Raw genomic sequence first — 21,402 nt, 5'->3', positions numbered from 1 at the left:
CCCGGCCGCCCTCCCGTCACGCGGGCCCCGCGCCGTGCGCGCCGCGCAGGCGTTCGGCGTGCTCCTGCAGCGAGCGCACGCCGATCTGGCCGCCGACGATGGCCTCGATGCCCTGCACGGCCGCCGCCAGGCCCTGCACCGTCGTCACGCACGGCACACCGCGCAGCACGGCCGCGGTACGGATCTCGTAGCCGTCCAGCCGCGGCCCCGACTGTCCGGGGCTGCCGAAGGGAGTATTGACGATGAGGTCCACTTCGCCGTCGAGGACGCGCCGCACGATGGTGGGCTCGCCGTCGGGCCCCGGGCCGTCGCTGTGCTTGCGCACGATCTTGGCATGCACGCCGTTGCGGCGCAGGACCTCCGCGGTCCCCTCCGTGGCAAGAATCTCAAAGCCGAGGTCAGCAAGGCGCTTGACGGGGAACACCATGTGCCGCTTGTCCCGGTTGGCCACCGACACGAACGCGCGGCCCTTGGTGGGCAGGGACGCGCCGTAGGCGGCCTGCTGCGACTTGGCGTAGGCGGTGCCGAACCCCTCGTCGATGCCCATGACCTCGCCGGTGGAGCGCATCTCGGGGCCGAGCACGGTGTCCACGCCGTGGCCCTCGGGGGTGCGGAACCGGTTGAACGGCAGCACCGCCTCCTTGACCGCGATCGGCGCGTCCAGCGGCAGCGACCCGCCGTCGCCGGACGGCGGCAGCAGGCCCTCGGCGCGCAGTTCGGCGATGGTGGCGCCGAGCATGATCCGGGCGGCGGCCTTGGCCAGCGGCACGGCGGTGGCCTTGGACACGAACGGCACGGTGCGCGAGGCCCGCGGGTTGGCCTCCAGCACGTACAGCACGCCGGCCGACAGCGCGTACTGGACGTTCATCAGCCCCTGCACGCCGATGCCGCGGGCGAGGGCCTCGGTGGCCTCGCGGATGCGGCGCAGGTCGTCGTGGCCGAGGGTGATGGGCGGCAGCGCGCACGCCGAGTCGCCGGAGTGGATGCCGGCCTCCTCGATGTGCTCCATGACTCCGCCGAGGTAGAGCTCCTCGCCGTCGAACAGCGCGTCCACGTCGATCTCGATGGCCTCGTCGAGGAACCGGTCGACCAGCACGGGGTGCTCCAGCAGGCCGCCCCGGGTCTGCATCTCCAGGTACGACTCCAGCGTGGCGTCGTCGTAGACGATCTCCATGCCGCGGCCCCCCAGCACGTAGGAGGGCCGCACCAGCACCGGGTAGCCGATCTCGGCGGCGATCTCGCGGGCCTCCTCGAAGGAGGTGGCGGTGCCGTGCTTGGGCGCGGTCAGCCCGGCGCGGTGCAGCACCCGGCCGAACGCGCCGCGGTCCTCGGCCAGGTGGATGCTCTCCGGCGAGGTGCCGACGACCGGCACGCCCGCGTCCTCGAGCCGCCGGGCCAGGCCCAGCGGGGTCTGCCCGCCCAGCTGGACGATCACCCCGGCGACCTCGCCGGTCTTCTGCTCGGCGTGCACCACCTCCAGCACGTCCTCCAGCGTCAGCGGCTCGAAGTACAGCCGGTCGGAGGTGTCGTAGTCGGTGGAGACGGTCTCGGGGTTGCAGTTGACCATGACGGTCTCGTAGCCCGCCTCGGCCAGGGTGAACGAGGCGTGCACGCAGGAGTAGTCGAACTCCACGCCCTGCCCGATGCGGTTCGGCCCGGACCCCAGGATGATCACCTTGGGCTTGGTGCCGGGCGGCACCTCGGTCTCCTCGTCGTAGGAGGAGTACAGGTAGGGGGTGCGGGCGGCGAACTCGGCGGCGCAGGTGTCGACGGTCAGGTAGACGGGCCGGACGCCGAGGGCGTGCCGCAGCTCCCGCACCACCTCCTCCGACAGGCCGCGCAGCTCGCCGATCTGGGCGTCGGAGAAGCCGTGCCGCTTGGCCCGCAGCAGCTTGTCGCGGGTGAGCGCGTCCTCGGCGGTGCGGATCTCCTCGGCGATCTCGTTGAGCGCGGCGATCTGGTCCAGGAACCAGGGGTCGATGCCGGTGGCCTCGTGCAGCCGCTGCACCGACGCGCCCGCCCACAGCGCCCGCTGGACGGCGCGCAGCCGCCCGTCGTGCGGACGGCTCGCCTTGGCGACCCACTCCTCGGCGTCGCCGCGGTCCCCGGCCCAGGAGAACGAGGAGCCCTTCTGCTCCAGCGACCGCAGCGCCTTCTGCAGCGCCTCGGTGAAGCACCGGCCGATCGCCATGGCCTCGCCCACCGACTTCATGTGGGTGGTGAGGGCCTCGTCGGCGCCGGGGAACTTCTCGAACGCGAACCGCGGCACCTTGACCACCACGTAGTCGAGGGTCGGCTCGAACGAGGCGGGGGTCTCGGCGGTGATGTCGTTGGGGATCTCGTCGAGGGTGTAGCCGATGGCCAGCCGGGCGGCGATCTTGGCGATGGGGAAGCCGGTGGCCTTGGACGCCAGCGCCGACGACCGCGACACCCGCGGGTTCATCTCGATGACGACCATGCGCCCGGTCTGCGGGTGCACGGCGAACTGGATGTTGCAGCCGCCGGTGTCCACCCCGACCTCGCGGATCACCGCGATCGCCACGTCCCGCATGTTCTGGTACTCGCGGTCGGTGAGCGTCATGGCGGGCGCCACGGTGATCGAGTCGCCGGTGTGCACGCCCATCGGGTCCAGGTTCTCGATGGAGCACACGATGACGACGTTGTCGGCGGCGTCCCGCATGACCTCCAGCTCGTACTCCTTCCAGCCGAGGATCGACTCCTCCAGGAGCACCTCGCCGGTCGGGGACGCGGCCAGCCCGGCGCCGGCGATGCGGCGCAGGTCGGCCTCGTCGTGGGCCATGCCGGAGCCGGCGCCGCCCATGGTGAACGACGGCCGCACGACGAGCGGGTAGCCGAGGTCGGCGGCGGCGGCCAGGCACTCGTCCATGGTGTGGCAGATCACCGAGCGGGCCGACGCGGCGTTGAGGCCGTGCTCGCGGGCGACCTTGTCGACGACGGCCTTGAACCGCTCGCGGTTCTCGCCGGCCTGGATGGCCTCCACGTCGGCGCCGATCAGCTCCACGCCGTAGCGCTCCAGCACGCCCGACTCGTGCAGCGCCATGGCGGTGTTGAGCGCGGTCTGGCCGCCCAGGGTGGGCAGCAGCGCGTCCGGCCGCTCCTTGTCGATGATCTTCTCGACCACCTCCGGGGTGATCGGCTCGACATAGGTGGCGTCGGCGAACTCGGGGTCGGTCATGATCGTGGCGGGGTTGCTGTTGACCAGCACCACCCGCAGGCCCTCGGCCTTGAGCACCCGGCACGCCTGGGTGCCGGAGTAGTCGAACTCGCAGGCCTGACCGATCACGATCGGGCCGGAGCCGATCACCAGGACGGAGTTCAGGTCGGTCCGCCGCGGCATCAGCGGGCACCCCCCATCAGCTCGCAGAAGCGGTCGAACAGGTCGGTGGCGTCGTGCGGTCCCGCCGCCGCCTCCGGGTGGTACTGGACGCTGAACGCCGGGTAGTCGAGCAGCCGCAGGCCCTCGACGCAGCCGTCGTTGAGGTTGACGTGGCTGACCTCGCCGCGTCCGTACGGGGTGTCGAAGGTGCCGTCGGTCGGCGCGTCCACGGCGAACCCGTGGTTGTGCGCGGAGATGTCCACCTTGCCGGTCGTGCGGTCGCGCACCGGCTGGTTGATGCCCCGGTGCCCGAACCGTAGCTTGTAGGTGCCGAGGCCGAGGGCCCGGCCGAAGATCTGGTTGCCGAAGCAGATGCCGAAGAACGGCCGGCCGGCGTCCAGCACGCCGCGCAGCGCGTCGACGGCGTACCCGGCGGCGGCCGGGTCGCCGGGGCCGTTGCTGAAGAACACGCCGTCGGGGTCGAGCGCCAGGATGTCCTCGGCGGTGCTGGTCGCGGGCAGCACGTGCACCTCGCAGCCGCGCTCGGCCATCCGGTACGGCGTCATGGCCTTGATGCCCAGGTCGACGGCGGCCACGGTGAACCGCTTGGCGCCGTGCGCGGCGACCACGTACGGCTCGGGCGTGGACACGTCGCGGGCCAGGTCGGCGCCCACCATGGACGGGCTGGCCAGCACCTTGTCCAGCAGGTCGCGCTCGGGGGCCAGGGCGGCGTCGCCGCTGAAGATCCCGGCGCGCATGGCGCCCTTGTCGCGCAGGTGGCGGGTGAGCGCGCGGGTGCCGGGGGCGGCGATGCCGACGACGCCCTGCTCGCGCAGCGCCGACTCCAGTGAGCCGGTGGCGCGCCAGCTGGACGCCACGCGGGCGGGTTCGCGCACCACGTACCCGGCGACGTGGATGCGGCCCGACTCGGGGTCCTCGTCGTTGACGCCGGTGTTGCCGATGTGCGGGGCGGTCATCGCCACGATCTGCCGGGCGTAGGACGGGTCGGTGAGGGTCTCCTGGTAGCCGGTCATGCCGGTGGCGAAGACCATCTCGCCGAAGGTCTCGCCCAGCGCCCCGTACGCGACCCCGTGGAAGGTCTTGCCGTCTTCGAGGACGAGCACGGCGGGAGGTGGGGTCACTGCAGCTTCCCTTCCAGTACGGTCGCGCGGCCGCGCAGGAACGTCGCGACGATCCGGCCCGGCAGCTCCAGCCCCTGGTAGGGGGTGTTGCGGCTCTTGGACGCCATCGCGGTCGGGTCCACCGGGCGGCGCGGCGCCGGGTCGTACAGCGTGATGTTGGCGGGTGAGCCCGCGGCCAGCGGGCGGCCCTGCCCGGACAGGCGGCCGATGCGCGCGGGGCGGACCGACATGCGGTCGGCGACCCCGGCCCAGTCGAGCAGCCCGGTGTCGACCATGGCCTCCTGGACGACCGGCAGCGCCGTCTCCAGCCCGATCATGCCCATGGCGGCCTCGGCCCACTCGGTCTCCTTGGCCTCCACCGGGTGCGGGGCGTGGTCGGTGGCCACGCAGTCGATGGTGCCGTCGGCCAGGGCCTGCCGCAGCGCGGCGACGTCGTCGGCGGTGCGCAGCGGCGGGTTCACCTTGTAGATGGGGTCGTAGGTCTCGGCGCAGGTGTCGTCGAGCAGCAGGTGGTGCGGGGTGACCTCGGCGGTGACCCGGCAGCCGCGGCTCTTGGCCCACCGGATGATCTCCACCGAGCCGGCGGTGGACACGTGGCACACGTGCACCCGCGAGCCCACGTGCTCGGCCAGCAGCACGTCCCGGGCGATGACAGCCTCCTCGGCCACCGCGGGCCAGCCGGGCAGGCCGAGCCGGGCCGACACCTCGCCCTCGTTCATCTGGGCGCCCTCGGTCAGCCGCGGCTCCTGGGCGTGCTGGGCGATGACGCCGTCGAACGCCTTGACGTACTCCAGCGCCCGCCGCATGATCACCGCGTCGGACACGCAGTGCCCGTCGTCGGAGAACACCCGCACCCGGGCGGCCGAGTCGGCCATGGCGCCCAGCTCGGCCAGCTGCTCGCCGGCGATGCCGCGGGTGACCGCGCCGACGGGCTGGACGTCGCAGTAGCCGGCCTCGCGGCCCAGGCGCCACACCTGCTCGACCACGCCCGCGGTGTCGGCGACGGGGTCGGTGTTGGCCATCGCGTGCACGGCGGTGAAGCCGCCCATCGCGGCGGCCTTGGTGCCGGTCTCGACGGTCTCGGCGTCCTCGCGTCCCGGTTCCCGCAGGTGGGTGTGCAGGTCGACCAGGCCGGGCAGCGCGATCAGGCCGTCGGCGGGCACGACCTGGGCGCCCGCCGCGTCCAGGCCCCGCCCGATCTCGGCGATCACGCCGTCGCGGACGAGGATGTCGGCGGGGTCGCCGCCCAGGATCCGCGCGTCCTTGATCAGATAGGTGACGCTCACCTTGCGGTGACCTCCTTGCCGATGGCGGGTTCGGAACCGCCGAGCAGCAGGTACAGCACGGCCATGCGGGCGCTGACGCCGTTGGCGACCTGCTCGACGACGGTGGAGCGGGGCGAGTCGGCCACCTCGGCGGCGATCTCCACGCCGCGGTTCATCGGGCCGGGATGCATGACGATGGCGTCGTCGGACAGCCGGGCCAGCCGTTCGGCGTCCAGGCCGTAGCGGCGGCTGTACTCGCGGACGCTGGGGAAGTAGGCGGCATTCATCCGCTCGCGCTGCACCCGCAGCATCATCACCACGTCGCTCTTGGGCAGCACCGCGTCCAGGTCGTAGGACACCGAGCACGGCCAGGTGTCGACCGCGACCGGCAGCAGCGTGGGCGGCGCGACCAGCGTGACGTCGGCGCCGAGGGTGCCCAGCAGCAGCACGTTGGAGCGTGCCACCCGGCTGTGCAGCACGTCGCCGACGATCGTGACGCGGCGGCCCTCCAGGCTGCCCAGGCGGCGGCGCATGGTGAACGCGTCCAGCAGCGCCTGCGTGGGGTGCTCGTGGGTGCCGTCGCCGGCGTTGACGACGCTGCCGCGCACCCAGTTGGCCAGCCGGTACGGGGCGCCGGACGCCGAGTGCCTGATGACCACGCAGTCGGCGCCCATGGCCTCCAGCGTCAGGGCGGTGTCCTTGAGGCTCTCCCCCTTGGACACGCTCGACCCCTTGGCGGAGAAGTTGATCACGTCGGCGGACAGCCGCTTGGCGGCCGCCTCGAACGAGATGCGGGTGCGGGTGGAGTCCTCGAAGAACAGGTTCACCACGGTGCGGCCGCGCAGCGTCGGCAGCTTCTTGATGGACTGGTCGGCGACCCGGGCCAGCTCCTCGGCCGTGTCCAGCACGAGCAGCGCGTCGTCCTTGCTCAGGTCGGCCGCCGAGATCAGGTGCCGCATCAGCCGTGCCTCCCCTCGGCGGAGCGCGGGCGCCCGTCGGCCGGGCCGAGCAGCACCGCGTCGCGCCCGTCGTTCTCGGCGAGCATGACCCGGACGGTCTCCCGCATGGAGGTGGGCAGGTTCTTGCCCACGTAGTCGGCGCGGATGGGCAGCTGCCGGTGGCCGCGGTCGACGAGCACGGCCAGCTGCACGGCGCGCGGGCGGCCCAGGTCGCCCAGGGCGTCCAGGGCGGCGCGGACGGTGCGACCGGAGAACAGCACGTCGTCCACCAGGACCACGATGCGGTCGTCGACGCCGCCGGCGGGCAGCTCGGTGCGGTTCAGCGCGCGGGCGGGCTTCATCCGCAGGTCGTCGCGGTACATGGTGGCGTCGAGCGAGCCGCGCGGGACCGGGCGGCCCTCCACCCGCTCCAGCAGCTCGGCCAGGCGCCGCGCCAGCGTCACGCCGCGGGTCTGGATGCCCAGCAGGACGACGTCGTCGCCGCCCTTGGTGCGCTCCAGGATCTCGTGGGCGATGCGGGTGAGCGCGCGCCGGATGTCGGGACCCTCCAGAACGGCCTTGTGCCCGGGAGTGCCCCCGGGATCGGCGGGCCGGGGGTCACCGTCCGCCACCCGCGCCTCCGGCGGTTCCTCCCGCCGAGGGGCAGCATTCACCACAGAAACCTCCTTTCCCGCCTCACGGGACGGGTCTTAAAGGACGCTCGTCCGTATCACCGTAGCAGTCCGCCCGCTCCGCCCCGTACCGGGGATACCGGGCGTCTTGCCTGGTGAGAGCGGTCACATTCGGGGAATGTAGGGATCGGGCGCCGGAGGTGACCGGTGCGCGCGACGGGCCGGCCCGATCCGGACGGTCCGGATCGAGACCTGCGGATTCGACCGCTTTTTTCCAATCAGCTTGACCTAGGGCCGTCCCCGTTTTACCGTCACTGTCCGTAACCATCGCTGGAGACGGACCCTTGGGGCGGTGCAGCCTCCGGGTCCGGGCTTCCCCCCGGGCGCGAAGGAACACGTCCCGGGGGCCCGACAACGACGACGAAAGTGAGCCTGGGGGACCGCACATGCCGTCTGAATACGCTAAGGCTCTTGGGGCGCGCCTACGCGCCATCCGTACCCAGCAGGGTCTGTCCCTGCACGGTGTGGAGGAGAAGTCCCGCGGCCGCTGGAAGGCCGTCGTCGTGGGTTCGTACGAGCGGGGCGACCGCGCCGTCACCGTTCAGAAGCTGGCCGAGCTCGCCGATTTCTACGGCGTGCCGGTTTCCGAGTTGCTGCCCGGCGGAGCCGCGCCGAGCCCGCTCGGTCCTACCCCGAAGCTCGTGATCGATCTCGAGCGTCTGCAGCAGCTTCCGAAGGACAAGGCCGGTCCCCTCGCCCGCTACGCCGCGACGATCCAGAGCCAGCGGGGCGACTACAACGGAAAGGTCCTGTCCATCCGGCAGGAGGACCTGCGGTCGCTGGCGGTGATCTACGACAAGTCGCCGTCCGAGCTGACCGAGGAACTGATCGGCTGGGGCGTTCTCGACCCGGAGGCCCGGCGCGCCGTGGAGGCGTTCTGACCACCTGACCGGGAGCCCCCGACCCGGCGTCCGGGTCCTGGTCTGCGGGACGGTCCCCTCGACTCGCGCGCCAGGCCCGGACGGCACACCGGCCCCGCCGGCACCTGCCCTGTCAGCTCGACCCTGTCAACTCGACCCTGTCAACACCGGCCCGTCCTGCGCGGTGCCGCCGCGGCAACGGCGAGCACCCCGGCCATGGCGGCCGCGCTGACGGAGAAGCCGAGCACGAAGCCCCATTCGGCGGGGAACCTCCCGCCATCCGGCACCGACGCCGTGACGATCACGGCGCTGACCTGCGTCCCCAGCGACGCCCCCACGGTGCGCAGCAGCGTGTTCACTCCGGCGGCCACCCCCGTGTGCGCCGCGGGAACCGCCGCGACGACGAGATCGGCCACGCGTAGGCCGGCCCCAACCCCACTCCCCGCACGGTTCCGCCCGCGTACAACCGCCACATGGCGCCGTGCGCCACGCTGACGAACCCCAGCCCGGCTCCCGCGAGCACGCCTCCGGCCGGCAGCACCCTGCGCGCTCCGACGCGCCCGTCCAGCACGCCCGCGGCCACCGGACTCACCCGCGCGCCGAACCCCCCCCTTGCGCGCCGCCACCGTCACGAGGGGGCGCGGTGAAAGCCGCCGTGGGGTGGACGACGTTATGGCCCGCCCGGCCGGCGGGGTTTCCGGAGTGGGTGGGGCATGCTTGCGCGGACCGGGTCAGCCGGCGCGGGAGTCGTGGACGGGGAGGGTGGGCCGGCTGGGGATGCCCAGGGTCTTCTCCACCAGGGAGACGAACACCTCGGCGTCGTGCAGCAGCTCGTCGGCCTCCCGCGCGGTCACCGCGCGGGGCAGGCCCGCCTCGGCGGCGGCGCGCTTGTCGGCGCCGGCGGCGAAGAACGCGGCCCACTCGCGCAGGGCGGGCTCGGCCTCGGGGAGCAGCACCCACACGCTGCGCGGGCGGCCGCGGCGGTGGGTCTCCACCGGCTCCTTGGCGGCCAGCACCGCGGCGGCGGCGCGCAGCGCGGCCAGGTGGGCGCACACGTAGCGCACGGCGGGCGAGGCGGCCTCGGCCGCCTCGGCCAGACCCATGCGGGCGGCCTGCAGCTGACCGGCGGCCGTGTGGGCGGGGCGTGGGGCGGGAACCGGGCGTGGACGTGGGCGGGGCAGGTCGCCGAACTGGGCGGAAGAGTGAACAGCGGAGTGGACGCCCCGCGCGGTCTTCGTGACGGACATGGCCTGTCTCCTTCCGGCTCGGGCCGGCCTGGCCGGCCGGGCGGAGCGCTTCCCCTCGCTCCGCCCGGCCGTCGTCCCGCCGGATCGCGCGCTGAACCGGCGGGGACGGGCGGGGGCTCCGGGATCCCCCCGGTGAACACCGCGGGCCCCGGCGGACCGGCCGTGCGGCCGGCGCGCTGGGGACCGCGCCCCGTAGCCCTGGCACGGTCGCGCAACCCCGTACCACGTCGAACATAAGTTCGACGCAGTCACAGTAAACCGTCCCGGTGACGATTCGTCAACGTGTTCGAACCGGGCGATGACCGCCCTGGTCACGACCAGTGGAGCAGACGGGTCCGACAGTCTCGGCTAGGCCGGACGGCGCACGTGGACGGCCACCCCGAGGGAGACGATCTTCGGGAAGTACTCGGCGATGTGCATGGGCAGCCGGACGCAGCCGTGCGAGGCCGGGTAGTCGGGCACGCTCGGCGCGCCGTGGAAGGCGATGCCGCCGTTGAAGTAGATCGGGTTGTAGAGCCGGCCCAGCGGCGCGTTGCGCCAGCCGTCGATGCGGCGCAGCGTGCGGTAGTCGCCGGTGGGCGTGACGGCGCGGCGGCAGCGCTCCTTCTTGGTCTTGGGGTCGGTGGTGCAGTAGCGCTTGCCGGACCCCGCCGACACATGCGAGATCAGCCGCAGCTTGCCGCCCTTGTAGACGACGAGGTACTGGTGCGTCAGGTCGACGTCGACCCGGTCGGCCTCGCGCCGCTTGGTGAGCGGCTGGGGCTGCCGGGGGGCGTCCAGCGCCTTCCATACGGCGGCGTCGACGGTGCCGTTGACCGTGAGGCGGTTGACCTTCTGGAAGGCCCACACCGCCATCCGGGTGGACGTCCCGAAGCGGCCGTCGGCGGTCCCCGGGTCGTAGTGGAGCTGCTTGAGGCGGTTCTGCAGCTGCCGTACGGCGTCGCCCTTGGATCCGAGCTTCAGCGTCGGACGCTGGGCGGGCGCGGCCGCCCGTTCGACGGTGGAGACGGCGGCGTCCTGGGCGGCCGTCGCCGCCTGGGTCGTGAAGCCGGTCACGGCCACCGCACCGGCCAGTACGACCGCTATCCGTGCACGCATCCGCGTACCCCCCTTACTGGGCAAATGCACCCTTAGTGCAGTTTTCGACACTCTAAAGTGCTCTCATGCATGCAAACGCCGAAAGGGTTGCCAAAGCCCTGCGGGAGCGGGGCGCGACCGGCGAGATCATCGAGCTGCCCGAGCCCGCCCCCACCGCCCAGGCCGCCGCGGACCAGCTCGGCTGCGAGGTGGGCGCGATCGCCAACAGCCTCGTCTTCGACGCCGACGGAGCCCCGCTGCTGGTGCTGACCAGCGGCGCGCACCGGGTCGACACGGGCAGGGTGGCCGCGCTGGTGGGGGCGCGCAAGGTCCGCCGGGCCACGCCGGACTTCGTCCGGCAGGCGACGGGGCAGCCGATCGGGGGTGTCGCTCCGCTGGGGCACCCGGCCCCGATCCGTACGCTCGTGGACGTCTGGCTGGACAGGCACGAGGTGGTCTGGGCGGCGGGCGGGCATCCGCACACCGTCTTCCCGACCTCCTACGGCGAACTGGTGCGCATCACCGGGGGCGACCCCGCCGACGTTGGAGTGGACGAATGACGACCGAGATCTGGCACAACCCGCGCTGCTCCAAGAGCAGGACCGCCAAGGCCGCGCTGGACGAGGCGGGCATCGCCTACACCGAGCGCCGCTACCTGGACGATCCGCCGACGGCCGAGGAGCTCGACGCGGTGCTCACCCGCATCGGCGCCGAGCCGTGGGAGGTGGCGCGGCTGAACGAGCCCGTCGCCAAGGAGCTGGACCTGAAGAACATGGAGCGCGACCGCGCGCGCTGGATCGAAGTGATGGTCGCCAACCCGGTGCTGATCCAGCGGCCCATCGTGCTGACCGGCGACGGCCGCGCGGTCGTTGCCCGCGACCCCGAATCGGTGCGGCGGGTACTCGACAGCGAGTGATGCCGGTGTGATTCTGGGGAACCGGACCAACGACGTTCGGGAGGGCGGATGACCGCGCAGATGCGCACCGGGCCGGCCGCGCGAGACCCCGACTTCCGCGGCATCGATCCGCCCGCGCTCAACCAGCTGCTCAGGCAGATGCAGGAGGCGGCCACGGCGATCCGGGGCTGGCTCAGCAGCCACCGCCCCCCGCCGGGGGTGTCGGCCGCCGGGTACCGGCAGGCCGACCTGGTGGCACAGTGGACGGCCGACCAGCTCGGCATGCTGACGCGCCGCTACAACTACGCGGTCACCCATCCCGACCGGGGCCGGGGCGTCCAGGCGCCGTCCGCCCCGTCGCCGACGCCGGGCAAGTCCGCCAGCGCGGGCACGGGTGCGACGCGGGGCGTCCCCGCGCCGCGGGCCGGGGCCGGCAAGGGCGGGCAGCCGTCCAAGGGCGGCGGGGCGCCGGCGCACTCCTTCAAGCCCGCGCCCGCCACGCCGCCCCGCGGCACGACGCCGAACGGCGCGGGCGACATCGGCAACTTCCCCACCCGGGAGGCCGCCGCCAAGGCCGCGCGCGCCGACGCGCTGGCCGTGTCCGCCGCGCTGAAGGAGGAGTCGCCCATCCCCAAGTCGGTGTGGCAGCACCTGAAGGCCAACGCCGACGACCCCGACTACACCGAGAAGCTCTACGAGCTGCTCGGCCCGGCCGGGGTCGCCGCCCTGATCCAGGCTGCCGAGGGCAGCAAGACGCGCCTGGGCTTCCTCCAGGAGTCGCTGGGGACGGCCAGCCATCACCTCACGATGGACGCCAAGTGGATGCGCACGCTCCTGGAGGAGGCCGAGAGCCGGGACGTCCGCTCCGTCGCGGTGCAGGTGCTCACCGGCGCGGACCTGAGCGAGAAGGCCCGCGAAGCGCTGGCCCGGCAGGGCCTGTACGCCCCGACGTCCGCCTCCTCCGAGTCCGAAGCCTGAAGACGCAGCCGAGACACGACGAGACCTGAGAGGTCGCCATGGCCGCTCCGCCGCCCCCCGGGAGCCTGCTTCCGCCGCTGGACGCGTCCGCGGCGGCCAAGCTGCCGCCCACCGAGCGTCCCAACCCCGCCTACCGGCAGCTCTACCAGGCGTACGCCGACGCCTACGGCAGCATCGGCAGGCTGCGCAACGCCCTGGACGCGCCCGTCAAGACGCTGAACGGCACGGACGCCTGGCTGGGCCCGGAGGCGCGGCAGTGGGGCGGGCAGCTCGACGAGAACCGCGCCAGCCTGCAGAAGGCCGCCGACCGCATCCTGTGGGACATCTACGACCGCCTCAACGCCACCCAGCGCACCATCCCGGCCTGAAACCCCGGGCGCCGTGCGGCCGCGGCGCCCGTGCCCGAGGCGGGACGGATCGCTCGCCCCCGGCCGGACACAGGCGGCATCACGGGCGGGTCTAGGCTCTACTGCGTGAGGGAGCCGAAGCTGCGCGAGATCGACCATCGCGCCTTCCTGCGCCGCCTGAACCCCATCGTGGAGGTGTACGCGGCGGCGATGCGGCCGCCCCGCGACCAGCTGCCGGGACGGCACACGATCATGCAGCGGCACGCCTCCTACCCGGGGTTCCGGGCGATCGTGGCCGAGCGGCGCGGGGCGCTGCCGGGCCTGAGCGGGCCGGTGCGCGGATTCATCTACGGCTTCCACGGCGGGGCCGGGCAGTGGTGGCACGACGTGGTGTACCAGGCGCTGGCCGACAAGGGCGGCCCCGAGCACGCCGCCGCCTGGCTGGACGACGCGTTCGAGGTCGCCGAGCTGCACGTCCACCCCGACCACCAGGGCCAGGGCCTGGGCCGGGCGCTGCTGAACGCGCTGTGCGAGGGCCGTTCGGAGCGCACGGCGGTGCTGTCCACGCTGAACAGCCCGCCGGACTCCCCCGCCCGCAACCTGTACCGCTCGGTGGGCATGATCGACCTGCTCACCGACTTCGAGTTCCCCGGCGGCGGGCCCCGCTACGCCGTCATGGGCGGCATGCTGCCGCTGGCCGCCAAGCGCTGACCCCGGCCGGGCCCGCGCCCCGGGACGCCGCCCCGGGGCGCCGGACCCGAAGATCAGGCGGTGGCGCGGACGGCGCCGTGACCGGCGTGGCCGGACTCCTCCAGCAGCGCGTACACCTCGCGGGTCGCCGTGGACTTGTTGAAGGTGATGAAGTGGATGCCGGGCGCGTCCTGGTCGAGCAGCTCGCGGCACAGCTCGGCGGCGTGCTCGATGCCCAGCCGCCGCACCGCCTCGGGGTCGCCGGCGACCGCGTCGAACCGCTCGCGCACCTCGGGCGGAAACGGGGCGCCCGACAGCTGCTCGGAGCGCTCGATGGTGCTGAGCTGGGTGACCGGCATGATGCCCGGGATGATCGGCACGTCGCAGCCGACCGCCGCCACCCGGTCGCGCAGCCGGAAGTAGTCCTCGGCGCGGAAGAACATCTGGGTGATCGCGTAGTCGGCGCCGGCGCGGCACTTGGCCACGAAGTGGCGGGTGTCGCTGTCGATGTCGGGCGAGCGCGGATGCTTGTAGGGGAAGGCGGCCACGCCCACGCAGAAGTCGCCGGACGCGCGGATCAGGCCGACCAGCTCGGCGGCATACTCGACGCCCGCGGGGTGCTTGACCCACTCGCCCATCGGGTCGCCGGGCGGGTCGCCGCGCAGGGCGAGGATGTTGCGCACCCCCGCGGCGGCGAACCGGCCGATCAGGTGGCGCAGCTCGGCGCGCGAGTGGTTGACGGCGGTGCAGTGCGCCACCGGGGTGAGGGTGGTGTCGGTGGCGATGCGCTCGACGATGTCGACGGTCTTGTCGCGGGTGCCGCCGCCCGCGCCGTACGTCACCGACACGAACGACGGGCGGAGCGTCTCCAGCTCGCGGATCGTGCGCCACAGGTTCCGCACCCCCTGTTCGGTCTTGGGGGGGAAGAACTCGAAGGAGAACGTCTTGCGGCCGTCTGCCAGCAGCTCGCGGATCGTCGGGGCGCGGTCGGGACGTACAGATCGCATTCTCACAGCCTAGTGGGGGGCGGCCCGCCGGCCACATCCCGAGGTCGCCGCGGTTCGAGCGGCGCGATCCGGGTCACGCTCCGGGGCGGCCCCGGTGCGCACGCAGATTTCCCCCTGTCCGAGGATGAAATTAAGGACATGGTGCGAAATACTCACCTCGGCCGTAAGTGATCAACCAGCGAACGGAACGATCGGGAAAATGACGACGCGCCGCATCCGCAAGGAGGTCGACGAGGCGCTGCTGGCCTTCGTCGACCGCCGGCGGCCGGAACTCCTGGCGATCAGCCCGGATCTGGTCCCCCTCCTGGACGCGTTGGACGCGCTGCTGGCCGGCGGCAAGCGGCTGCGTCCGCAGTTCTGCTACTGGGGCTGGCGCAGCGCGGGCGGCGGCGAGGCGCCGGGCATCGTGACCGCCGCCGCGTCCCTGGAGCTGCTGCAGGCCAGCGCCCTCATCCACGACGACGTGATGGACTCCAGCGACACCCGCCGCGGCCAGCCGTCGGCGCACCGCCGGTTCGAGGAGCTGCACCGGCGCGACGGCCTGCTCGGCGCCCCCGAGCCGTTCGGGCTGGGCGCGGCGATCCTGCTGGGCGACCTGTGCCTGTCGTGGTCGGGCGAGATGTACGAGTCCAGCGCGCTGGACCCGGACCGGCTGGCCCGGGGGCGCGCCGTCTACGACCTGATGCGCACCGAGGTGATGTGCGGCCAGTACCTGGACGTGCTGGAGGGCGCGCGCCGCGGCGGCACCGTGGAGACGGCGCTGCGCGTGGTGGAGTACAAGAGCGCCAAGTACACCATCGAGCGCCCGCTGCACCTCGGCGCCGCGCTGGCCGGGGCGCCGCCCGAGGTGATCGAGACGCTCAGCGCGTACGGGCGCCCGCTCGGCATCGCCTTCCAGCTGCGCGACGACGTGCTCGGAGTGTTCGGCGACCCGGCCGAGACGGGCAAGCCCGCGGGCGACGACCTGCGCGAGGGGAAGCGGACGGTGCTGGTCGCGCTGACCGCCGAACGCGCCGGTCCCGAGCAGGCCGAGCTGCTGGAGCGGCATCTCGGCGACCCCGGGCTGGACGCCGAGGGCGTGGACCGGCTGCGGACGATCATCGAGGAGACCGGCGGGCTGGCCGCCTGCGAGGAGATGATCGACCGGTACGCGGCCGAGGCCGCCGCCGCGCTGGCGGACGCCCCGCTGGCCGCCGTGGCCGTCGGTGCACTGGAGGAGCTGGCCGTCGCCGCCACCGCCCGCCGGGCCTGACCCGCCCGGCGCATCCGCCGCGGGCGCACATCGCTCATGCGGCGCCGCCCGCGACGAGACCGCAGATCGAAGGTTCGGGACGCGCGGACGGGGGCGGCACGGTACAAAAGAGGCATTCCTCTACCCTCGCCTCCCTGAGCCGGAGCCAGACGTGCCTCCCACGCCCCGTCCCTCACCGCCCGAGCGGCATGCGCGTCGCGACCCGCGGCCGCGTCGCGACCGGCGCGTGCGCGGCCCGCTGGCCCCGGACGACCCCCGCCGCGTCGGCGGCTACCGGCTGCTGGGCCGGCTCGGCGAGGGCGGCCGGGGCGTCGCCTACCTGGCCCGGTCGCCGGAGGGCGAGCCGGTGGCGGTGAAGCTGCTGCGGGGCGTCCCGGCGGGCGGGCGGCGGGCGCTCGGCCGCTTCCGCGCGGAGGCCGACGCGGTGCTGGAGGTCACGGGCCGGCACATCGCCCGGATGCTGGACGCGGGCGTCGCCGGCGACCGCCCGTACATCGTCAGCGAGTACGTCGAGGGCCCGACGCTGCAGCGGGTCGTGGAGGAGCAGGGGCCGCTGCCGGACGAGCGGCTGCGCGCGGTGGCGCTGCGCACCGCCGCCGGGCTGGCCGCCATCCACCGGGCGGGCGTCGTGCACCGCGGCTTCACACCGGGCGAGGTGGTGCTCGGCCCGGACGGCGCCAAGGTCGTCGGCTTCGGCACGGCCCGGCTGGCGGACGCCGCCGCGATCACGACGGGCCCGGTGGGCGCGCCCGCCTACATGGCGCCCGAGCAGATCGAGGACGAGCCGGTCGGCCCGCCCGCCGACGTGTTGGCCTGGGGCGCGACGGTGGTGTTCGCCGCCACGGGACGCCCCCCGTTCGGCACCGGGCCGAGCGCGGCGGTGATGCGTCGGGTGACCTCGCGCCGCCCCGATCTGGGCGGCATGGACGGCCCGCTGCGCGACCTGGCGCTGCGCTGCCTGGACAAGAACCCGGCCGCCCGGCCCACGGCGCGGCAGCTGGTGCGCGCGCTGCGGGAGGGGCGGGCGCCCGCCCCCAAGCCGCGGCCCAGGCGCATCCCGGCCTACCGCTGGCGGATGATGGTGGCCCTGGCCGTGGTGATGACGGTCGGGTTCGTGCTCGGCCTGCTGTGGTGAGCCGCCCGCCGGGATGGGCGGGGCCGCGCGGCGCCGCCCACCGCGGCGGGCCGCGCGGCCGGTGCACGCCGGTTCGAGGGCCGGGTCACCAGTGCGGCGGACGGTCGTCCAGGAGCCGGGAGTCGTCGTCGCCGCGCCAGTCGCCCCATCCGGTGTCGGTGTCGTCGGTGGTCTGGTCGGGGAGGATCTCCAGCTCGTCCTCGACCAGCTCGACCACACGCTCGTCGTCGGGTCCCATGCTCATGGGTCCATTGTGGGACATGCCGGGGCGTGCCCGCGGCCGAGTCGGCGATCACGCGGCGACCGCCGGGGAAAGGCGCGGCGACGGCCAGGTGATCGGGCGGGTGATCAGGCGGGTGACCGGGCCGGCGGTCAGGACGGATCGGCGGAGTGGGCGGCCAGGCGGCGGGCCAGCTCGGCGGCCGCGGCGCCCGGGTCGGCCGCCTCGGTGATGGCGCGGACGACGACCACGCGGGTCGCCCCGGCGGCCAGCACCCGGTCGAGGTTGCCCGCGTCGATGCCGCCGATGGCGAACCAGGGGCGGACCTCGCGCTGGGCGGCGACGTACTCCAGCAGCTTGGGCCCGGGGGCGGGCCGTCCCGGCTTGGTGGGGGTGGGCCACACCGGCCCGGCGCAGAAGTAGTCGACGCCCGGTTCGGCGGCGGCCGCCGACGCCTGCTCGTCGGAGTGCGTGGACCGGCCGATGAGCATGTCCTGGCCGACGATGGCGCGGGCGGCCGGCACCGGCAGGTCGTCCTGACCCAGGTGCAGGACGTCGGCGTGCGCGGCGTGAGCGATGTCGGCGCGGTCGTTGACGGCCAGCAGCGCACCGTGCCGCTCGCAGGCCGCCCGGAACACCCGCAGGTACTCCAGCTCCTGCCGCGCCTCCAAGCCCTTGTGGCGGAGCTGGACGATGTCGACGCCTCCGGCCAGCACCGCGTCGAGGAACTCGGGCAGGTCGCCCTGCCGCTCCCTGGCGTCCGTGCACAGGTAGAGGCGGGCCCGGCTGAGCCGGGCGCGCAGGGCGACGGCGCGTTCGGAGGGCAGGTGCCTGGACACGGTGGAAGACGTTCCTTTCACTGCTGGGCGCGTGCGCGCTCTCGGTCCGTCCGCGCGCGGCGGCGGGTCGTGGGATCGGTACCCGGCACCGGGGGCCGGATGCGGATCGCGGGGTCACGCGCCGGTGCGCACCGGCCGTGCGGCGGCCGGCGGCACCTTCGCGCGTGACCCCGCAATCGTGTCACGTGCGTTCTTCGGCCCGCCCCTGCGGGCGGCCCGGGGTTCGGACGCCGGGGTTCGGACGCTCGGGCCCGGAAGTTCGGGCCCGGACGCTAGAAGGCCAGGGCCTGGGCGCGGCGGCGCACCTCGGTGCCGCGGTTCTCGCTGAGGGCCTGGACCGGGGTGCCCGGGAGGGTGTCGTCGGCGGTGAACAGCCACCGCAGCGTCTCGACGTCGCTGAAGCCCGCGTCCGACAGCACCGTCAGCGTGCCGGACAGTCCCTTGATCACCTGGCCGTCCCGCAGGAACGCGGCGGGGACCATGAGCTGGCCCTCGCGGCGGACGGCCAGCAGCTTGCGCTCGGCGAGCAGCTGCTTGATCCTGCTGTGCTTGACCCCCAGCCGGGCGGCCGCCTCCTTGAGGGTGAGCCACTCCCCCGCCAGGGCGTCGGTCTGCGGATCGAGATCGCGCTCAACGGTTGCGTGCATCTGCGTCACGCCCCCTGCCTACCACGCCCCCGCTCCTCTCAAACCCCCGCATCCCCGGAAGGACCGCGGGCGCCGTCAGGCCTTCACCGTCTCGCGGACGGGGCGCTCGGGGTCGGCGAGCAGGTCCGGGTCGACGGGCGTGCCCGCGGTCAGCACGCGGCGCGCCTGCACCAGGTCGCGGGGGCGGTCGACGGTGAGGATGGCGTCCAGGCGGTCGCCGGTGAGCCAGCACACCGACCACGTGGAGCCGTCGGGGTCGCCCCGGTGCAGCACGCGCTCGGCCCCCTGGTGGTGGCCCGCGTACTGCACCATGCGGCCGAACTGCTCGGACCAGAAGTACGGCACGGGGTCGTAGACGGCGTCCTCGCCGAGCAGGGTGGCGGCCGCGACGGCGGGGGCGTTGAGGGCGGTGTCCCAGTGCTCGACGAGCAGGCGCCGCCCGTACCTGTTCGACCACCAGGCGGCGCAGTCGCCCACCGCCACGATGTCGGACCGCGGGGCGCCCGCGACGGTGACGCGGAGCGCGGCGTCGGTCGCCACGCCGCCGTCGGTCTCCACGCCGGAGCCGTCCAGCCAGCCCAGTTCGGGGCGGACGCCGACACCGACCACGATCTCGTCGGCGGGGACGCGGGCGCCGTCGGCCAGCAGCAGCGCCCCGGGCTCGACGGCGGCGACCTTGACGCCGGTGCGCAGCTCCACGCCCGCCTCGCCGTACCAGCGGGCCGTCAACGCCCCGACCTCGGGGCCGATGGCGCCCGACAGGGGGGCGTCGGCGGCCTCCACCACCGTGACCGAGCAGCCCTTCCTGGCGGCGGTCGTGGCGACCTCGGCGCCGATCCAGCCCGCGCCGACGATGACGAGGCGGACGCCGGGCGTCAGCCGCGCGCGCAGGTCGCGGGCGTCGTCGATGGTGCGCAGCACGCGCTGGGCGCCGTGGCCGGGCAGGGTGACGGGGGCGGCGCCGGTGGCGATGACCAGCCCGTCGAACTCCAGCTCGCCGGCTGTGGTGACGACGGTGCCGCCGCAGGGGTCGCCGGGCCGCAGCGCGGTGGCGCGCTCGCCGAGCAGCATCTCGCAGCGCAGCTCGTCCCAGTCGACCTCGACGGTGGTGTCGTCGGCGTCGCCCGCCAGCACCGCCTTGGACAGCGGCGGCCGATCGTAGGGCCGGTGCCGCTCGGCCGAGACGAGGAGCACCTCCCCCTCGTGCCCCTTGCGCCGCAGGGCCTCCACGGTCCGCACGCCCGCCAGACCGCCGCCCACCACGATCACCCTGTTCATGAAGGCACACCTTAGCCCGCCCGGTTCCGGCCGCTCCGGCCGGCCGCCCGCCACGGGTGGGCCCGACACTGGAACGGACTAATGGGACGTAGGGTGGTACATGCGAGAAACCGCGGGAGTCCGGTACGACCGGGCTGAGAGGGCGGCTGTACGGGCCGCCGACCGCCAGGACCTGATCCGGATCATGCCGGCGAAGGGAGTGCACACGTGGAGATCGTGATCATCGGGGCCGGGGTCGTCGGGCTGGCCGCGGCCTGGCGGACGGCCGCGCGCGGCGCGTCGGTCACCCTGGTCGACCCCGACCCGGCGAGCGGGGCGTCGAACGTCGCCGCCGGGATGCTCACCCCCGTCAGCGAGCTGACCTACGGCGAGGAGCCGCTGCTGCGGCTGGGCCTTGCGTCCCTGGCCCGCTACCCGGCGTTCGTCGCCGAGCTGGAGGAGCTGACCGGGGCCGAGACCGCACTGCGCACCGACGGCGTGCTGCAGGTCGCCTTCGACTCCGACGACCTGGCCTACCTGGAGGACCTGCGCCGCTTCCAGGAGTCGCTGGGCCTGGCCCCCGAGCACCTGTCCGGGCGGGAGTGCCGCAAGCAGGAGCCGATGCTGGCGCCGAGCGTGCGCGGCGGGCTGCTGGTCCCCGCAGACGGCTCGATCGACCCGCGCAGGCTGACCGCCGCGCTGCTGGCCGCCGCGGAGAAGCTGGGCGTGCGGCTGGTCCGGCGGCGCGCCGAGGCCGTGCTGGTCGAACGCGACGCCGCCGCCGGGGTGCGGCTGGACGACGGGACGCGGCTGCCCGCCGACCGGGTGCTGCTGGCGGCCGGGCCGTGGTCGTCGGACATCGGCGGCCTGCCCCCCGGGACCGTTCCACCGGTGCGTCCGGTGAAGGGCCAGGTGCTGCGGCTGCGCACCCGCGTGCCGTTCCTGCGGCGCTGCACGCGCGGGCTGGTGAAGGGCTCGTCGATCTACCTGGTGCCGCGCGCCGACGGGGAGGTCGTGGTCGGCGCCACGCAGGAGGAGATGGGCTTCGACACCCGCATCACCGCCGGGGGCCTGTGGGAGCTGCTGCGCGACGCGCGCGAGCTGGTGCCCGGCATCACCGAGCTGGAGTTCGCCGAGGTGTCGGCGGGGCTGCGGCCCGGCTCGCCCGACAACGCACCGGTGCTCGGCCCGTCCGCGCTGCCGGGGCTGGTGCTGGGCACCGGGCACTTCCGCAACGGCATCCTGCTGACGCCGGTCAGCGCGGACGCCCTCGCCGAGACGCTGCTGGACGGGACGGTGCCCGAGGCGGCCCGCCCCTTCACCCCCGATCGCTTCGAGGTCACGGCATGAAGGTCATCGTCAACGGGCAGGCGCGCGAGGTGCCCGAGGGCACCAGCGTGGCCGAGCTGGTGGCGTCCGTCGCCCCCGCCGTCTCCGGCGTGGCGGCGGCGCTCAACGACGAGGTGGTGCGGCGCTCCGACTGGGACGCCACGACGCTACGGGAGGCGGATCGGCTCGAGGTGCTGACCGCCGTGCAGGGAGGTTGACGGTGCGAGAGCAGACGGCCCACACGACTC

The 21,402-nt window shown here is 74.1% G+C and carries 23 protein-coding genes; 10 read left to right on the top strand and 13 right to left on the bottom strand.

What is annotated here, in order from left to right; genetic code table 11:
* Positions 1–16: 16 nt before the first annotated feature.
* Genes carB through pyrR form a run of 5 tightly spaced genes read right to left on the bottom strand, consistent with a single transcriptional unit; the run spans position 17 to position 7,314 of the window.
* Positions 17–3,358 (bottom strand): carbamoyl-phosphate synthase large subunit, encoded by a 3,342-nt coding sequence (gene carB / locus QSK22_RS03795; protein WP_285492521.1) that lies wholly within the window; start codon positions 3,356–3,358, stop codon positions 17–19.
* Entirely contained in the window at positions 3,358–4,479 is a 1,122-nt protein-coding gene (gene carA, locus QSK22_RS03790) for a glutamine-hydrolyzing carbamoyl-phosphate synthase small subunit (RefSeq protein ID WP_285492520.1), read from the bottom strand. The genes carB and carA overlap by 1 nt, the downstream gene beginning before the upstream one ends.
* Complete coding sequence (locus QSK22_RS03785) at positions 4,476–5,765, bottom strand: dihydroorotase (RefSeq protein WP_285492519.1); 1,290 nt, start codon at positions 5,763–5,765, stop codon at positions 4,476–4,478. The genes carA and QSK22_RS03785 overlap by 4 nt, the downstream gene beginning before the upstream one ends.
* Positions 5,762–6,703, bottom strand: coding sequence for an aspartate carbamoyltransferase catalytic subunit (locus tag QSK22_RS03780; protein ID WP_285492518.1), 942 nt, complete (start codon positions 6,701–6,703; stop codon positions 5,762–5,764). Before QSK22_RS03780 ends, QSK22_RS03785 begins: the two co-directional genes overlap by 4 nt.
* Complete coding sequence (gene pyrR, locus QSK22_RS03775; RefSeq protein ID WP_285492907.1) at positions 6,703–7,314, bottom strand: bifunctional pyr operon transcriptional regulator/uracil phosphoribosyltransferase PyrR; 612 nt, start codon at positions 7,312–7,314, stop codon at positions 6,703–6,705. Before pyrR ends, QSK22_RS03780 begins: the two co-directional genes overlap by 1 nt.
* Positions 7,315–7,760: 446 nt before the next feature.
* Between pyrR and bldD the strand changes: the two genes are divergently transcribed.
* Positions 7,761–8,255 carry a transcriptional regulator BldD gene (gene bldD / locus QSK22_RS03770; protein ID WP_285492517.1) on the top strand — a complete coding sequence of 165 codons (495 nt, stop codon included), beginning with the start codon at positions 7,761–7,763 and terminating at the stop codon, positions 8,253–8,255.
* A 140-nt stretch (positions 8,256–8,395) separates the two neighbouring features.
* Here bldD and QSK22_RS03765 read toward each other — a convergent pair whose 3' ends face one another.
* The 3 genes from QSK22_RS03765 to QSK22_RS03755 all read right to left on the bottom strand — a co-directional run bounded on the left by QSK22_RS03765 (position 8,396) and on the right by QSK22_RS03755 (position 10,579).
* Positions 8,396–8,650 (bottom strand): hypothetical protein, encoded by a 255-nt coding sequence (locus QSK22_RS03765; RefSeq protein WP_285492516.1) that lies wholly within the window; start codon positions 8,648–8,650, stop codon positions 8,396–8,398.
* Between the two features lie 315 nt (positions 8,651–8,965).
* Positions 8,966–9,481, bottom strand: coding sequence for an SAV_6107 family HEPN domain-containing protein (locus QSK22_RS03760; protein ID WP_285492514.1), 516 nt, complete (start codon positions 9,479–9,481; stop codon positions 8,966–8,968).
* 348 nt (positions 9,482–9,829) lie between these two features.
* Entirely contained in the window at positions 9,830–10,579 is a 750-nt protein-coding gene (locus QSK22_RS03755) for a L,D-transpeptidase family protein (protein WP_285492513.1), read from the bottom strand.
* A gap of 65 nt (positions 10,580–10,644) precedes the next feature.
* On the opposite strand from QSK22_RS03755, the gene QSK22_RS03750 reads away from it, so the two are divergent.
* The 5 genes from QSK22_RS03750 (at position 10,645) to QSK22_RS03730 (ending at position 13,489) form a co-directional block, all read left to right on the top strand.
* Positions 10,645–11,118, top strand: coding sequence for a YbaK/EbsC family protein (locus QSK22_RS03750; protein ID WP_285492512.1), 474 nt, complete (start codon positions 10,645–10,647; stop codon positions 11,116–11,118).
* A complete protein-coding gene (locus QSK22_RS03745) occupies positions 11,115–11,474 on the top strand; it encodes an arsenate reductase family protein (protein ID WP_285492511.1) in 360 nt (119 codons plus the stop codon). The genes QSK22_RS03750 and QSK22_RS03745 overlap by 4 nt, the downstream gene beginning before the upstream one ends.
* A 48-nt stretch (positions 11,475–11,522) precedes the next feature.
* Positions 11,523–12,431, top strand: coding sequence for a hypothetical protein (locus QSK22_RS03740; RefSeq protein WP_285492510.1), 909 nt, complete (start codon positions 11,523–11,525; stop codon positions 12,429–12,431).
* Between the two features lie 38 nt (positions 12,432–12,469).
* On the top strand, positions 12,470–12,799 hold the full coding sequence (locus tag QSK22_RS03735; protein WP_285492509.1) for a hypothetical protein: 330 nt from the start codon (positions 12,470–12,472) through the stop codon (positions 12,797–12,799).
* A 105-nt stretch (positions 12,800–12,904) separates the two neighbouring features.
* On the top strand, positions 12,905–13,489 hold the full coding sequence (locus QSK22_RS03730) for a GNAT family N-acetyltransferase (RefSeq protein WP_285492508.1): 585 nt from the start codon (positions 12,905–12,907) through the stop codon (positions 13,487–13,489).
* Between the two features lie 53 nt (positions 13,490–13,542).
* Here QSK22_RS03730 and metF read toward each other — a convergent pair whose 3' ends face one another.
* The gene (gene metF / locus QSK22_RS03725) at positions 13,543–14,475 is read right to left on the bottom strand and encodes a methylenetetrahydrofolate reductase [NAD(P)H] (RefSeq protein WP_285492507.1); all 933 of its coding nucleotides are present in this window, start codon (positions 14,473–14,475) and stop codon (positions 13,543–13,545) included.
* A 199-nt stretch (positions 14,476–14,674) separates the two neighbouring features.
* Between metF and QSK22_RS03720 the strand changes: the two genes are divergently transcribed.
* Together QSK22_RS03720 and QSK22_RS03715 are read left to right on the top strand one after the other, a co-directional pair.
* Positions 14,675–15,727 (top strand): polyprenyl synthetase family protein, encoded by a 1,053-nt coding sequence (locus QSK22_RS03720; protein ID WP_285492506.1) that lies wholly within the window; start codon positions 14,675–14,677, stop codon positions 15,725–15,727.
* A 226-nt stretch (positions 15,728–15,953) separates the two neighbouring features.
* Positions 15,954–16,862 (top strand): serine/threonine-protein kinase, encoded by a 909-nt coding sequence (locus QSK22_RS03715; protein WP_285492505.1) that lies wholly within the window; start codon positions 15,954–15,956, stop codon positions 16,860–16,862.
* 85 nt (positions 16,863–16,947) lie between these two features.
* Here QSK22_RS03715 and QSK22_RS03710 read toward each other — a convergent pair whose 3' ends face one another.
* The 4 genes from QSK22_RS03710 to QSK22_RS03695 form a co-directional block, all read right to left on the bottom strand.
* The gene (locus tag QSK22_RS03710; RefSeq protein WP_285492504.1) at positions 16,948–17,106 is read right to left on the bottom strand and encodes a hypothetical protein; all 159 of its coding nucleotides are present in this window, start codon (positions 17,104–17,106) and stop codon (positions 16,948–16,950) included.
* Between the two features lie 128 nt (positions 17,107–17,234).
* Complete coding sequence (thiE, locus tag QSK22_RS03705; RefSeq protein ID WP_285492503.1) at positions 17,235–17,921, bottom strand: thiamine phosphate synthase; 687 nt, start codon at positions 17,919–17,921, stop codon at positions 17,235–17,237.
* Positions 17,922–18,193: 272 nt separating this feature from the next.
* Positions 18,194–18,568 carry an Rv2175c family DNA-binding protein gene (locus QSK22_RS03700; RefSeq protein WP_285492502.1) on the bottom strand — a complete coding sequence of 125 codons (375 nt, stop codon included), beginning with the start codon at positions 18,566–18,568 and terminating at the stop codon, positions 18,194–18,196.
* A gap of 75 nt (positions 18,569–18,643) precedes the next feature.
* Positions 18,644–19,846 (bottom strand): NAD(P)/FAD-dependent oxidoreductase, encoded by a 1,203-nt coding sequence (locus QSK22_RS03695; RefSeq protein ID WP_285492501.1) that lies wholly within the window; start codon positions 19,844–19,846, stop codon positions 18,644–18,646.
* Between the two features lie 207 nt (positions 19,847–20,053).
* On the opposite strand from QSK22_RS03695, the gene thiO reads away from it, so the two are divergent.
* Both thiO and thiS read left to right on the top strand, forming a co-directional pair.
* Positions 20,054–21,175: a glycine oxidase ThiO gene (gene thiO / locus QSK22_RS03690; protein ID WP_285492500.1), complete on the top strand. Its 1,122-nt coding sequence runs from the start codon at positions 20,054–20,056 to the stop codon at positions 21,173–21,175.
* On the top strand, positions 21,172–21,372 hold the full coding sequence (gene thiS / locus QSK22_RS03685) for a sulfur carrier protein ThiS (RefSeq protein ID WP_285492499.1): 201 nt from the start codon (positions 21,172–21,174) through the stop codon (positions 21,370–21,372). The genes thiO and thiS overlap by 4 nt, the downstream gene beginning before the upstream one ends.
* The last annotated feature ends 30 nt before the right edge of the window (positions 21,373–21,402 follow it).

The organism is Actinomadura sp. NBRC 104425 (genome assembly GCF_030269545.1).
Lineage (GTDB): Bacteria > Actinomycetota > Actinomycetes > Streptosporangiales > Streptosporangiaceae > Spirillospora > Spirillospora keratinilytica.
Note: the sequence above shows the minus strand (reverse complement) of the source record. Positions and strands in the feature narration are given on the sequence as shown.